Below are 14579 nucleotides of genomic sequence, written 5' to 3' on the forward strand. Positions count from 1 at the left end.
GCCGCATCCGGCACGGGATCGGCCGCCGGCCTACCGTCCGGAGACCGTCGCCGAGCCGACGGGCGCCGGCCGGGCCCGACGTAGCCGGACGGCCGCCGCGGCCGCGATCAGTGAGACCACCGCGCCCACCAGGAACGCTGCCTGGAAGCCGGCGGTGGTTGCCGCCGCGTCCAGGCGGGCCGGGTTGTCACCGGTCACCTGGTTGGTCCGGGCGGCGGCCACACCGGCCATGACCGCAAGACCGACGACCGCACCGATCTGCTGACTCGTGTTGATCAGCCCGGAGGCGAGCCCGACCTCGTTGTCGGTCGCCTCCGCGGTCGCCGCGACATTCGTCGTCACACTCACCAGTGGCAACCCGATGCCGATGAGGACGGTCGGCCCGAGTACCTCGGAGACGAAGTCCCCCTCGGCGGAGAGCCGGGACAGCCAGAGCATCCCCACACCGACCAGGACGAAGCCAACCGTCATCACGACCTCGAGGCCGAGCCGGGCGATCAGCCGCTCGGCCATCGCGGCCACCACGATCACCACCAGCGACATCGGCAACAGACCGAGCCCGCCACCCAGGGGCGAGTAGCCGAGCACGTCCTGGAGATAGATGCTGACGAAGAAGAACGTCGGGAACAGCACGAGCTGTGCCAGCCCGCCGAGGATGTTCGCGGTGCGGAGTCGACGCCGCCGGAAGATGCCCAACGGCACCAACGGGTGGCTGCTGCGCCGCTCGATGAACACGAACGCCACCAGGCACAGCGCCGCCACACCGGCCGCGCCGACGGTTCGACCGGCGAGCCAACCGATGTCTCCGGTGGACACCAACGCGTACGCCAGCAGCCCCAGGCCGGCGGTGACGGTCACGGCGCCGATCGCGTCGAAGGCCCGGCGGTCTGCGGATTCGCGTACCTTGGGCACCACCCGGAGGGCGACGACGGCAAGCACGGCACCGGCGACGACGTTCATGAGGAACGTCGAGCGCCAGCCGAACGAGTCGGTCAGCAACCCACCGAGGACCGTGCCGACGGCACCTCCGGCACCCGCCATCGCGGCGAAGATGCCGAGGGCCCGATGCCGTTCCGGACCCTCCGGGAAGATGCTCAGCACCAGCGCCAGCGCGGCGGCGGCGGCCAGCGCGGCGGCCAGACCCTGAATCGCCCGACCGGCGATCAGCCAGCCGGCCGAGTTCGCGACCGTGCCCACCGCCGAGCCGAGGACGAGGACGACCAGACCGATCACGAAGACCCGGCGGCGGCCGATATGGTCGGCGCTGCGTCCGCCGAGGAGCAGGAGCCCGCCGAAGGTGATCAGGTAGGCGTTGGCCACCCAGGAGAGCCCGGTGGGCGAAATGTGCAGGTCCTCGCCGATCGAGGGCACCGCCACGTTGATGATCGCGGTGTCGAGGATCAGGAGGAACTGGGTGCAGGCCAGCACCGCCAGCGCCCGCCACCGGTGGGGTGCCCCGGAGGCCTCGGTGGCGGTGGCACCGGGCGGGGAGACGTCCGGACTGGTCATGAGGCGCCGTACATCGAGTTGTCCAGTTCGTAGCCGTCCAGGCAGGACTGGGTGAGCCGTTCGCACAGGTCCGGGCGGCCGTCGCGCACCACCGCCGGCAGGTAGACGTGCGGGGCACCGTGGTAAAAACGCTCGTACTGCTCGTGCCGAGAGGCGAACTCCGAGCCCAGCGCGTCCCAGGCGAGCTTGAGCAGCTTGATCCGCGCCTTTGCCGAGTGGCCGGGTGAGCGCACGTACTTGGCGAGCACCGGCCCCAGCTCGGGGTGCAGCAGGTCGTAGCCGGAGGCGGGGAGCTGGATCAGGCCGCCGCCGGCGAGCAGCTTGACCTCGGCCACCGCCTTCGGGTAGATGTCACCGGCCATCGCTCGATGCGCGGATGCGATCTCCGGGTTGATCATGACGCCCTCGCCGCCCTGGACGGGGACGAACTCCGTCTCGGCCGCGATCAACATCGAACGCGCGATGTTCACCCAGGTCATCAGGCGGCCGATCTGCATCTGCACCGGGGGCAGACCGTAGGTGTTGTTCGCCTTGGCGATGAGGATCGCCAGGCCGGTGAGGAACTCCAGCTTGGTCCAGAAGCGGGTGGCCGACTGGTGGACGAAGTTGTTGTACGCCGGCGTCGCCCACCACTGGCCCAGGCTGGCGTCCACGTCGCGATAGACCAGCACCCGCTCCCACGGCACGAAGACGTCGTCGCAGACGAGCAGCGAGTCGTTCTCGTCGAACCGGGAGGAGAGCGGGTTGTCGAAGACGCTCCGGGCACCGGCCTCGTACGAGGCGCGCGAGACGAACTTCAGCCCCGAGGTGTCGAGGGGGAGGGAGAAGCTCAGCGCGTACTCCACGTCCTGCGGGGCCAAGGGCTCGATCGTGCCCACCACCACCTCGTCGCCGAAGGCGGCGGCTGTGCCGATCATCTTCGCGCCGCGTACCACGATGCCGCCGTCGGTTTCCCTCACCACACGCAGGTAGAGATCGTCTTCCTCCTGCTCGGACGCGGCCCTGGTTCGGTCGATCTGCGGGTTGGTGATGGTGAACGCCTGGTAGAGATCACCAGTAGACATCCGCCGATGGTGGGCGGCGACATTGTCCCGACCGTCGAACCCGCTGCCCGCGAAGACCTCCGGCAGGGCGGCGAACCCGGCGAGGCCGGACGCCATGTAGTCGGGCGAACGACCGAGGAATCCGAAGGTCGCCTCGGACCAGATCTTGTGTGCCTTGCGCCGAGCGACCAGATCCTCGTAGTCGCGGGCGATGTGGAACGCCCGGTGGATGCGGTCGCCCGACGGGGACTCGACAGTCAACACCGGGGCGAACTCGGCCTGGTGTGTCAGGTCGTAGAGGTGGGCGATGGACCGAGCGGTGTTGCGGAACGCGCGGTGTCGGGTCAGGTCCTTGACCGGTTCGCCGTCCAGCCAGATCTCTCGGCCGTCGCGCAACGCATCGAGATACTGCTCACCGGTTCGCGTCATGTCTCAATCTCCTCGATCACGGGGTTAGGCAGGTGGTTGGTGGTGGGTGGACCTGTCAGGTGTCCGGAACGCTCAGGACCCGGCCGGCTGCTGGGCGGGGCGAGCGGAGTGCGGTCGGCGTCGGACCGAGTAGGAGGAGGCCGCGTTGGCCGCCGCCACGTCGAAGCCGCCCAACTCCGCATAGCGTCGAGAGATCTCAGCCAGCTCCCGGTCGAGGTCGCGCGCCGACGGACCGGGACGGATGACCGATCTGGCCCGGTCCGCCATGGCGACCACCACCTCCGGGCCCAGGGCCCGGTTGCAGTTCTGGAGCAGCGTCATCCGCTCACGCCGGTCCCGTTCGTAGGCCACGAAGGCGGTGCTGATGTTCGGTTCGACGGCCACGGCGCTGGCCAGGGCACGAGCGTCGATGATCGCCTGGGTGGTGCCGTTGGACCCCATCGGGCACATCGCGTGGGCGGCGTCACCGACGAGCGTCACCGGTCCGAAGGTCCAGCGGGGCAGCGGATCGCGATCGACCATGGCCTGTTCGAAGGGGGCGGCGGCGGCGATGAGGGCACCGACATCGAGCGAGTCGAAGACCCAGCCGTCGAGCGCGGCCAGCAGCTTCGCAGGATCCACCACCCGGTCCCACCCCGCCCGGTCGACCACCTCACCCGGCACGAAGGTGCGGGAGACCGCCCAGTTGGTGTCGACCAGGCCGGCGGCGTCCGGGAGTGGCGCAATCGGATAGGCGACCACCTTCCACGTGCTGTCGCCTCCGACGAACATCGACCGACCGTCGGCGAACGGCGGAATCTTGGTGATGCCGCGCCACACCACCTGCCGCTGCCACACCGGCGGTCCCTCGTCGGGGAAGAGCACCCGGCGGACGCCGGACCGGATGCCATCCGCTCCGATCAGGGCGTCGACCTCGGTGGTGGTGCTGGTGTCGCCGGTGCGATGGGCGAGGGTGACCCGCACCCGACCGGTGGGCAGCCGACAGAAGTCGGTGACCCGCGCGTCAGCGCGTACACACCCCCGGCCGAGTCGTTCCTCGGCGGCGGCGAGCAACACCATCTGCAGGTGCCCCCGGTGCACGGAGAGCTGCGGCCATCGGTGACCGGCCGCGCGGCCCCGCGGCTCACGCCAGATCACGTCACCGTGCCGGCTGAAGTAGACCAGCTCGGTGGTCGGGACGGCGGCCGCGCCCACCGCCGCGTCGAGGCCGAGGTCCGCGAGTTCCCTGACGGCGTTGGGCAGGAGGTTGATCCCGGCACCGAGGGGCCGGATCTCCGGGGCCGCGTCGACCAGCCGGATCTCGTCGAGACCGGCCGCGTGCAGGCTCAGGGCCGTGGTCAAGCCGGCGATGCCCGCCCCGGCGATGAGTATCCGCATCGACGCTCCCTCCCTGCTCGTTCCATGCCGGATCGCCGGCCGGCGATGCGTCCATCAACGCGGGTGACACCGACCGCCGTGGTCAACGGCGGGAGCGGAGTGCAGCCCGCGAAGTTCGACGCGACACCAGGAAGGCCCCCGTGCATGAAGCTCGTCTTGCGATACGCAACCACGTATACCGATCGTCTCGACCGAACGACCTGCTTCCCCCGGAAGTTTCACGGAAGAGTTAGCTACGATCAATTAAGAACCCTCCGCTCTGATTTAAGGATCGTCCATGAATGACCTTGACGTACTGGCTGAGCTGCTCAAACCGATACGTCTGATCAGCGTTTTCCACAGCCGCTGGGTCGTGCGGGGACCATGGAATGTCCAGGGTGACGACGATCGCTGCGCGGTGCTTCACTACGTCCTACGAAACAGTTGTTACGTCAAGCTTAGGGACCGACCACCCATTCTGCTGCGCCGGGGCGACCTGGCGATCTTTCCCTACGGCACAGCGCACACATTGGGCGACGGATCACCGGGACCGACTCACCCGTTACGCCAGTTGCTCCCCGAGCGCCGCCTCGGTGAGTCGGCGATTGTACGGATTGGCGAGGAGGGTGCTCTCACCGAGTTGATGTGTGCCAGCCTCAACTACGACCCCGGCGGCGAACCCCCGCTGTACCGGTCGCTCCCGCCGGTCTTCGTGCTGGGCAAACCCGAGCTCGACGAGGAGCCACTCCTGCTCCGAACGTTGGAGTCGCTGGTTCCAGAGACCGAGCGGCGCGAGCCGGGCAGCCCGCTGGTGACTCTGCGAGCTTTTGAGATGGTATTCGTGCTCGCCCTCCGCGTGGCACTGCAGAATCTGACAGTCGACTCGCCGGCCCTGCGCGCACTGGCCCATTCCGGCGTAAGCCGTGCCCTATCCGCCATTTACGGCGAGTTCCGGCAGCCGTGGACGCTGGACCTGCTGGCACAGCGCGCCGGCATGTCGAGGTCGAGTTTCGCCAAGACGTTTAGGGATCTCGTCGGTGAGGGACCGGCGCTACATCTCACCCGACGCCGGATGCAGGAGGCGGTGCAACTGCTGGCGTACACCAAAACCCCACTCAGTTCAATACCCGAGATGGTGGGATACCGGAGTTCGGTAGGATTCCATCTCGCCTTTCGGAAGATTTTGAATGACACACCGGGCCGGTACCGGGCACACCACGGATTGGCCGGCGGCCCGCCGTGCAACGATGATTCGTGAGGCACCGGGGCCCCCGGGGCCTGTCGCGGACAGGCGACGGTCACACCCTGGGCCACGGGGGCGCGAGCGCCCGCGTCCGCGTCCGCGAACAGCCGCGCCCTCCGGCCGGCCCGCCCGTCGGTGAGAGCACCAACCACCCACGCACACGAAAGGCCCCGACCCAGCGCATCCCACCGGGTCGGGGCCTTGATCGTTGGTGCGCCGCCAGGGACTCGAACCCCGAACCCGCGGATTAAGAGTCCGCTGCTCTGCCAGTTGAGCTAGCGGCGCTCGCCGGCAACGGGATGAGACGTTAACACCGCCGCGGACGGGCGTTTCCATGACCCCACGTCCGCCGGCCGGCCGGCCCCGCGACCTTCGGCCGACACAGGACGGGCACCGAAATTTTCGGTGAACCAGAACGGGCCAGGCTTGCAGCACGAGGCCGGCTTCCTGGCTGCTCACCGCGCATTGACATTGACGGATATCCATGCAGCACTTACCGTCACCAAATACATACCGAAAGTTTACCGAAAATGCCTGGTGATCAGGAGGAACCCTAGCGATGTCGCAGCTGGTCCTGTTCGCGATCGACAGCTCAGGGCCGGTCCTCCGGGGGACCGGCCCTGAGTCGTGCCGAACCAGCCCATCGCGAGGACCGACCAGCCCGGGCCGGGACGACGATCGTCCCGGCCCGGGCTCCGGTCACCTGATGGAGAAGTCGGCGAGCCGCTGCGGCGAGTCGAACACCAGGTACACGTCATGGGTGCCGGCCGCGCGGGCCAACTCGGCGCTGACGCTGACGTACCGGTAGTCGTCGCCGGTGCTGGGCACGGTGGCCGTGCCGAGCAGCCGACCGGTGGGCGAGCCCAGCCGCACCTGGATGGTGCCGACGTCCGCGCCGGCCCTGGCGACCCTCGCGGTGAAGGTGTGGGCTCCCGGACGCAGGGCCGAACCGGCGAACGAGATCCACTGGCCCGCCGCGGTGGCACCGACGGCCGTACCCTGGGCCTTCGTCTCGTCGACAAGCCGGACCCCGGCGTACCTGTCGAAGTTCTCCGCCCGGGTGGTCCGGGACAGGTCCCGGGCCGGAACCGTCTCACCGCGCACCCGCACCGCGGTCCGGGCCCGGATGTCCTCGGCCGACGCGCCCACCATCAGGTCGTGGGTGGACGACTCGACCACCCACCGGCTGCGGGTCACATCCCAGTGCGCCAGGTCGGCGACGGGCACCCGCAACGTCACGGTCCGGGTCTGCCCGGGTGCGAGGTGCACCCGCTGGAACGCCTTGAGCGCACGGTTCGGGGTCTTGACCCGCGAGGTGCGCTGGTGGGTGTAGAGCTGGACCACCTCGGCCCCGGCCCGGCTGCCGGTGTTCGTCACGTCGACACTGACCGTGATGGTGCCGTCGGCCGCGACCGGCCGGTCGCCGGTGCGCGCCTGGCCGTACCGGAACCGGGAGTACGACAGCCCGTGGCCGAACGGGTAGAGCGGTTTCGCGGTGCTGTACAGGTAGGTCTGCCCGGACGAGATGATGTCGTACTCCAGCAGGTCCGGCGGCAGTTGCCCGTCCGATCGGTACCAGGTCTGGGTGAGCCGGCCGGACGGGTTGCGGTCGCCGAACAGGACGTCGGCCACCGCGTGCCCGGTCTCGGCGCCCGCGTGGGTGGTCCACACGATCGCCGGGACGTGCTCCTGCTCCCAGGTCGTGGTGACCGGGTAACTGGTCTGGAGCACCAACACGGTACGCGGGTTGGCTCTGACCACGGCCTTGACCAGCGCCTCCTGGCCGGCGCTGAGGGCCGTGGAGGTGCGGTCGTGCGCCTCGCGTCCGTTGATGAACGGGTTGCTGCCCACGACCAGCACGGCGGTGTCGGCCGCCTTGGCCGCCGCCACGGCCCGGTCGATTCCGCTGCTGATCACCTCGCGGCTGAAGTGGGTCGCGGCGGCCGGGGTGGACGCGCCGAGCTTGAGCGCACCGTCGTCGCCGACCGTCACATACTTCTCGGGGGCGAACCAGCTCTCCTTGGTCTCGTAGCCGACGTAGCGCAGCACCACGCTGCCGTCGTCCTGTGGCTCCAGCTTGAACTGCTGCTGGACGTACCAACCGTTCGGCTGCGCGTCGCGGGTGACGAACGGCCCCCAGTTGTAGCCGAGGTAGCGGCCGTTGGCGGCGTTGCGCAACGTCACCACATCCTGACCCCAGTCCACCACGTCGAACTGGGCTTCGGGCGTCGCCGTGGTGCCGGTGGCGGCGACCGGGTCGGCGTCGGTGGTGCCGGTGGCCGTGACGTACCGGCCGGTGGCCGGGTCCTTCAGGGCGATCCGGTCGGCCCCGTCGAGCGCGTTGACGCTCGCGGAGTTGCCCAGCCGCTCGCGGATCCCGTCGAACGCCGTCACCTCGTACGGCAGGTCGCCGCCGTACCAGTCGGTGTAGAGGGTGTCGGCGAGCGGACCGAGCACGGCCATCTTGCGGGTCCGGGCCGGGTCCAGCGGAAGAGCCTGTCGGGAGTTCTTCAGCAGCACCATCGCCTCACCGGCGGCCTGCCGGGCGAGCCGCTGGTGTTCCGGGCTGTTGATGACGTCCGGGGTGATGCCGCCGTGGCGGCCGCCGCCCGGGTCGAACTCACCCAGCCGGAACCGCACGTTCAGGATCTCCCGGATCCGGGCGTCGATGTCCGCCTCGGTCAGCAGACCGGTCGCCAGCGCCTGCTTGATGGCCGTCACCGTCGGTTGGGCGTTGGTGTCGTCGGTGATGAAGCTGTTGAGGCCGGCCTTGACGATCGCGGCGTTCGCCTCGGCCTGGGTGGCGTAGTAGCCCTGGGAGGCGACGAGATTGTTCGGCGCCCAGGCGTCGGTGACGTTCATCAGCGGCTGGTCGGTCCAGCCGCGCACCACCGTGGCCAGGTCCGGATCCACGGTTGCGGGCCGCCCGTTGATCAGGTTGTACGCGGCCATCACCCCGGTCGCCGCGTCGGCGGCGAGGGCCGGCTTGAACGCGGCTCGCTCGTACTCGTTGAGCACCCGGGCCGGCACGTTCGACGAGGTGACGTCGCGCCGGATCTCGTTGTTGTAGGCCAGGTAGTGCTTCAGGGTCGGTGCGCTCTTCAGGTGGTCGGGGTCGCCGCCGGTCATGCCCGAGCCGTACGCGGTGGAGATCGCGGCGGTGAGCATCGGGTCCTCGGAGTAGCCCTCCTCGTTGCGGCCCCAGCGAGGGTCGCGCAGCAGGTTGACCACCGGCGCCCAGAGGTTGAGACCCCACACCCGGGGGTTCTGCGCGTGGTAGCCGCGCGCCTCGTCGCCGACGGCGGAGCCGACCCGGTTGATCAGGTCGGTGTCCCAGGTGCTCGCCATGCCCACCGGCTGGGGAAAGGACGTGCCGCGGGCCTTGACGACAGCGCCGTTGTTGTCGATGTCGGTCGACCAGGCCACCCCGTGCAGGGCCTCGGTGCCGGTCTTGAACAGGCCGATGCCCAGCCGGGGAACGGCCGGCTGGTACTGGTGCAGCCACGAGATCTTCTCGTCCAGGGTGAGCCGCCCGAGCAGGTCGTCGACCCGGGCGTTCACCGGCAGGTGCGGATCTCGGAACGGGTAGGTGGGCTCGGCGAGGGCGGTGCCGGGAACGGCCGGTAGTGCCAGTAGGACGAGCGCGAGCACGGCGATTCCGCGCCGAAGGCGCTTGTACCCCATTTGCTTCTCCTCATGTCGTACGACAGACGCCCGATGGGCGCCCCGACCGGCGTGGCCAGGCTCGACACCCGGCTGACGGGCCTGAACGACGAATCGTCGAAGCGCTTCGACGACCCGGCCGCACCACCACGGCCATGATTGTTGTGATCCGCGCAACTATAGATGTCGGCCAATGACCGGGCAATACCCCGGCCGGTCCACCCGGTGCACTGCCCCGAGCCCCCACGGGTCTCGGCGAGGCAGCCATTCCTCGGCCGGGGCCGCCGCGGCACACTGCGACGGGCACGGACGAATCGACGGTGCTGTTACGATCGCCGCGGTGTGCGTGACCCGATCAGCCATGAGATCCGGTGGAATCCATGCCCTCTGACGGACCGGATCCGTACACGCTCCTCGGCGTGACACGCGATTCGTCGGTCGCGGAGATTCGGGAGCGTTACCTCGTTCTCGTGCAGATCTGGCATCCGGACCGGCATCAGTCGAGCCCGGAGAGTGTCCGCGCCGAAGTGACCCGGCAGATGCAGCGGATCAACGCGGCGTACAAACACCTGACCGACACCCACGAGCGCGAGGCCCGTGCACACCAGGCCCGCGAGCGACAGGACCACGAACGCCAGGCCCGCGAACGACAGGACCGTGCACGACAGGACCGTGCGCGACAGGACCGCGAAGCCCGCGACCGCGAAGCCCGGGAACGGCAGGACCCCGAGCGTCTGCGCAGGGAACGTCAGGATCGTGAACGCGAGACCCGCGAACGCGAGCACCCGAGGGCACGGTGGACGCACCCTCGATGCGACGGCACGAGTCAGCAGCAGGGTTCCCCATGGGGCACGGATTCGAGCGTTCATCCCGTGGCGATCACCCTGCGGCGCGGCGAAATCGGCTACACCCTTCGCGCCTACTTCGACGACCAGCGAACCGAGGCGGCCTTCCCCGGCGCCCAGGGTCACCTCCTCCTGTTCAGATCCGTCGCTTCGATGCGCACGTATCTGGCCCGGGTCGAGGCACATGAGTTGTCGGGCGTTCCGGGCTGGGAGAGCATTCTGGACCGGATCGGTGACGCGGCCTTCGAGCCCGACGACGAACACTTCTACGAGTTCGACCTCATCCTGCACAGCCTGCGCTTCCCACCCATGCAGTGGGTGCCCGCACTGTTCGTCGCCCACCGGGACGTCGTCGGCGAGATCGCGGAGGCGTTCCGCCTCGACGACGTGCTGAATCTGCTGGCCGCGGGTTCGCCCCTGGATCAGCTCGACAATCTGTTCCGGGTCGCGGACCGGCCGCTGGCCGGGTGGGCCGCCCGCCGCCACCTCGCGTCTCAGCCAGGAGCGCAGGTCAGCACGGTGTGGCGAAGGGCGGTCCGCGAGGTCGAGGAACACGTCCGCTGGCTACGGTGAGTCGCGCCGGGCCGTTCCACCGGCCGGGGCCGCGGGACGGGCTACGGGACGATCGGGAGCACGTCCTCGTCCCGTCCCGTCTGGGGCAGCCCGGAGGCCGCGGCGATGGCCTCGACGGCGGCCTCCAACGTGGTGGTCTCCGGTAGGACGAGTTCGTCCGGCCAGCCCAGGACGTCGTGCGCCGCGTACCAGCCGCTCATCTGCTCGGCGGTGAACTCGCCCGCCTGTGGCCGGGTGCGATGCCGACGCAGGGTTTCGGGTAGGGACACGTCGAGATAGCAGAACAGCGACCGCCCCCGGTGCCCGTCCCGCAGGCCCGTCAACATCCTCCGGTAGCGGCTGGCGTGCATGATGCCCTCCACCACCACGTGGTAGCCGTGGTCGAGCGCGAACCGGACGGTCTGCCCGATCAGCGCCGGTGCCGCGCCGCCGGGTTTGTCCCGCTCACGCAGCACAATGCGCCGCAGGTAGTCCTGCTCGACAAGCGCACAACCCCGGCCGTGCCGACGCCGCAACTCCCTCGCGATGCTGCTCTTACCCGAGCCGGAGTTGCCGCGAACGCAGACGAGGATCGTCGCCGGGCTGCCGGTCGGTACGGCTTCGGCGACCACATCGCCCCCTCGCAGCAAGTCGTCGCGTTTCGTCGCGCCGGCGACGGCCGGCACCGTGCGGCCCGGAAGCCGAGACTAACCCCGGACGAAAAGCTGATTGACGTCCGCGGTGCGTCAATTACTTTGAGCGCATGGTTCGATATCATTCGCGGACCAGAGCCGAATCAGGCGTTTCGCTCCGCCCCGCCGAAGCTATGACGGCAGACTCGGCCCTGCAAGCTGGGAAGTGTTTGCGAATGTTTGGGACTGTGCGAGATTCACCCGACCTGCCCTAACCCAGCATCCGGGCCGATGTCAGCGACGCCTCGGCAGAAGCCCGGATCGCCTGTACGGTAAGGGTTCGCGCACGAGCAGTCAGGCATGCCCGGCCTTGGCGGCTCCCTTGAGCTCAAGATTTCAGCAAGCCTCGCGACTCCTCGTTGCCGCATCCCGGTGCAGCTCCGAGAGTTGGTCACAGAAGCGCATGTTGACACCGCCGGGCGAGGCCAGCGGGTGCGCCTGGTCGACAATTCGGGGAAGATCAGCAGATGGAGCCCGACCTTTACGGTAGTCCACCGGCACCTGAAGGCACGGCCACACCAATGGAGTTCGTCGGCGCACTGCGACAGTTGCGCCTCTGGTCCGGGCTGACCTACCGACAACTGGCGGCCAAAGCCGCCGCATCCGGGGATGCGCTACCGTTCGGCACGATCGCCTCCGTGCTGAGCCGGACCAGTCTGCCGAGGCGGGAATTCGTGGTGACATTCACGCGGGCCTGCGGCCTGGACGAAGCGTCGACCGCCCGTTGGGTGCGGGAACGCAACGCGCTGGCGGTCAACGCCACGCACGTGGTTGGCGGCGGGGCCCGTGACGAGGGGGCCGACCTGCCGACCGCCGAGCCGGCCTGGCCGTCACCGGCCATGCTTCCACCGGACATCGCCGACTTCACCGGGCGCGCCGCCGAGGTCGCGACGCTGACCCACCGGTTGACCGACGAGCGCAACGACGGCCGCGCACCCGCCGCCCTGCCGGTGACCACCATCGCCGGGATGGGCGGGGTGGGCAAGACCGCACTCGCGACGCACGTCGCGCACCTGGTCCGGGCCGCGTACCCGGATGGTCAGCTCTGGGCCAACCTGACGAACGCCGATGCCAGCCCGGTGGACCCGGCCGAGGTGCTGGCCCGGTTCCTGCGGGCGCTCGGCATGCCGTACCGCGCCATCCCGGCCTGCCCGGCGGAACGCGCCGAGGCGTACCGGACCCGGACGGCCAACCGCAGGGTCCTGGTGGTGTTGGACAACGCGGTCTCCGAGGGGCAGGTCCGGTCCCTCCTGCCCGGGGCCGCCCCGTGTGCCGTACTGATCACCAGTCGTGCGCGAATGACCGCGATCGAGGGCTCCAGGCGGATCGACCTGGACGTCCTCTCCGCCACCGAGGCGGTCGAGTTCCTGGCCCGGCTCGCCGACGACGAACGGGTGGTGGGCGAGCCCACGGCAGCCGCCGACCTGGTGAAGCTGTGCGGATACCTGCCCCTCGCGGTGCGCATCGCGGGGGCCCGACTGGCCGCGCGGCCAACCTGGCAGCTCGCGCACCTCGTCGAGCAACTCGACGACGAACAGCGGCGCCTGGACTGGCTGGTCACGGGCGATCTGACGGTACGCGCCTCGCTGGCCATCAGCTACCGCGGGCTGGCACCGGAGGCGCAGCGGCTGTTTCGGCTGCTCGGCCTCTTCGACGTACCGGACTTTTCCGCGACCCTGGCCGCCGCGGTGCTCAACTGCCCCCCGGAGCGTTCGATCGAGCACACCGAGGCGCTTGTCGACGCCCAACTCCTGGTCGTGGACGGGCTCGACGCCGCCGGGCAGACCCGATACCGGTTCCACGACCTGACCAGGCTCTTCGCCGCCAGGTGCGCCGAGTTGGAGGTCGAGCCCGACGAGCGGGCGCAGGCGGTGCAGCGCGGGCTGGGCGGCTGGCTCGCACTGGCACGGCGGATGGCCAGGTGGATCCCGGGTCCCTGCTACGCGCCGATCAGTGGCCGGGCACCGCACACCGCACTCGACTGGGCAGACGACTACGCCGAGCGCGTCGCCGCCGCGGACTGGTTCGACGCCGAATGCGCCGCCCTGCAGGCCGGGGTTCGCCAGGCGTGCCGGCTCGGCCTGGACGACCTGGCGTTCGACCTGGCCGGCTGTCTGGAGAAATACTTCGACCTGCGCGGCAGGTACACCGAGTGGACAAGCCTCAACACCGAGGCGATGGCGGTCTGCCGCAACGCCGGCAACCGGTTGGGCGAGGCGGTCATGCTGCGCGGTCTGCTCGACGTGACCACCTGGATCACCGACGACCGCGACGGTGACGCGATGGCCCGCTCCAGCATCCAGGCCCGCAGTCTCCTGGAGATGTTCACCGCCCTCGGGCACGACGCGGGCGCGTCCGACGCCGCCGTCATGTACTCGTGGGCACTGAGCGCCGGCGGCGCCTACCCCGAGGCGACAGCGATGGCGACCCGCGCGCTGAGCCTCGCCGAACGGTCGGACCACCTCGGCGGTCAGGCGCGGAGCAACCTCGCGCTGGCCATGGCCTACTACGAGCAGCAGCACGTCGACCTCGCGATCGGTCATGCCCTCGCCTCGCTGGAGAACGCGCGCGCGTTGGGCAACATGCGCTGGGTCGCCACCGGCCTGCAGTACCTGGGGATCGCGTACCGGCAGCTCGGTGACCACGAGACCAGCGAGCGGATGCTCAACGAGTCGCTGGCCATCTCCCGTGCGCACCGCGATCACTACCCGGAGGTGCTGACCGTTCTCGCACTGGCCCGCCTCTACCTCGAACGCGGCGACGGCACCGCCCGGGAGACGGCCGAGACCGCTCTGACGCTCAGTCGCCGCTACCACATGAGGCACCATCTCGCCGAGGCGTACGCGGTCCTCGGCGAGATCGAGCTGCGCGACGGCAGGCCGGCCCACGCGATCCGTCACCTGGAGGCATCCGTCGCCATCTGGCGGACCCGGGGATGGCACTCGTTCCAGGCGGCTTCGCTGACGACCCTCGGAAAGGCGTACCTGCACGTCGACGCGTACGCCGCCCACCGGGCGTTCGTCGACGCGCAGGCGCTCTACGCCCAACTCGGCAACACCGACAAGGTTGCCGAACTGGGCCTGCTGGCCGACAGCGCGACGGACCCCGCCGAGCACCGCGAACCGCAGCCGCGCCCGAGCTGACCGGGCGGCGGCCAGACGCCGGGTCGATCCCCCGGAAAACCGCCGCTGACCTGCCGAATCAGCGCCGCTTCAGCGCCGTTTCAGGCTGCTCAATACGTTCGCGC

The 14579-nt window shown here is 69.6% G+C and carries 9 protein-coding genes, 1 tRNA gene and 1 pseudogene; 5 read left to right on the forward strand and 6 right to left on the reverse strand.

The window, feature by feature from the left end; translation table 11 throughout:
- Positions 1–30: 30 nt before the first annotated feature.
- The 3 genes from AB0B14_RS10490 to AB0B14_RS10500 form a co-directional block, all read right to left on the reverse strand.
- The gene (locus AB0B14_RS10490; RefSeq protein WP_357522265.1) at positions 31–1509 is read right to left on the reverse strand and encodes an MFS transporter; all 1479 of its coding nucleotides are present in this window, start codon (positions 1507–1509) and stop codon (positions 31–33) included.
- Positions 1506–2981: a 4-hydroxyphenylacetate 3-hydroxylase N-terminal domain-containing protein gene (locus AB0B14_RS10495; RefSeq protein WP_357522266.1), complete on the reverse strand. Its 1476-nt coding sequence runs from the start codon at positions 2979–2981 to the stop codon at positions 1506–1508. Before AB0B14_RS10495 ends, AB0B14_RS10490 begins: the two co-directional genes overlap by 4 nt.
- Before the next feature lie 72 nt (positions 2982–3053).
- The gene (locus AB0B14_RS10500; protein ID WP_357522267.1) at positions 3054–4358 is read right to left on the reverse strand and encodes an FAD-dependent monooxygenase; all 1305 of its coding nucleotides are present in this window, start codon (positions 4356–4358) and stop codon (positions 3054–3056) included.
- Between the two features lie 277 nt (positions 4359–4635).
- On the opposite strand from AB0B14_RS10500, the gene AB0B14_RS10505 reads away from it, so the two are divergent.
- Positions 4636–5595 (forward strand): AraC family transcriptional regulator, encoded by a 960-nt coding sequence (locus AB0B14_RS10505; RefSeq protein WP_357071226.1) that lies wholly within the window; start codon positions 4636–4638, stop codon positions 5593–5595.
- Positions 5596–5789: 194 nt separating this feature from the next.
- On the opposite strand, the gene AB0B14_RS10510 is transcribed toward AB0B14_RS10505, so the two are convergent.
- Positions 5790–5865 (reverse strand) — tRNA-Lys (locus tag AB0B14_RS10510).
- 414 nt (positions 5866–6279) lie between these two features.
- On the reverse strand, positions 6280–9264 hold the full coding sequence (locus tag AB0B14_RS10515) for a glycoside hydrolase family 3 C-terminal domain-containing protein (protein ID WP_357522268.1): 2985 nt from the start codon (positions 9262–9264) through the stop codon (positions 6280–6282).
- A gap of 12 nt (positions 9265–9276) precedes the next feature.
- Here AB0B14_RS10515 and AB0B14_RS10520 point away from each other — a divergent pair, with 12 nt between their 5' ends.
- The 3 genes and pseudogenes from AB0B14_RS10520 (at position 9277) to AB0B14_RS10530 (ending at position 10661) form a co-directional block, all read left to right on the forward strand.
- A complete protein-coding gene (locus AB0B14_RS10520) occupies positions 9277–9402 on the forward strand; it encodes a hypothetical protein (protein WP_357071216.1) in 126 nt (41 codons plus the stop codon).
- Between the two features lie 221 nt (positions 9403–9623).
- Positions 9624–9776 (forward strand): annotated as a pseudogene (locus tag AB0B14_RS10525) (J domain-containing protein); the annotation flags it as partial.
- A 339-nt stretch (positions 9777–10115) separates the two neighbouring features.
- Complete coding sequence (locus tag AB0B14_RS10530) at positions 10116–10661, forward strand: hypothetical protein (protein WP_357071612.1); 546 nt, start codon at positions 10116–10118, stop codon at positions 10659–10661.
- A 41-nt stretch (positions 10662–10702) separates the two neighbouring features.
- On the opposite strand, the gene AB0B14_RS10535 is transcribed toward AB0B14_RS10530, so the two are convergent.
- Entirely contained in the window at positions 10703–11272 is a 570-nt protein-coding gene (locus tag AB0B14_RS10535) for a kinase (RefSeq protein ID WP_357071213.1), read from the reverse strand.
- Between the two features lie 581 nt (positions 11273–11853).
- On the opposite strand from AB0B14_RS10535, the gene AB0B14_RS10540 reads away from it, so the two are divergent.
- A complete protein-coding gene (locus AB0B14_RS10540) occupies positions 11854–14475 on the forward strand; it encodes a tetratricopeptide repeat protein (RefSeq protein WP_357522269.1) in 2622 nt (873 codons plus the stop codon).
- Positions 14476–14579 lie beyond the last annotated feature (104 nt).

The organism is Micromonospora sp. NPDC049171 (genome assembly GCF_040648275.1).
Lineage (GTDB): Bacteria > Actinomycetota > Actinomycetes > Mycobacteriales > Micromonosporaceae > Micromonospora.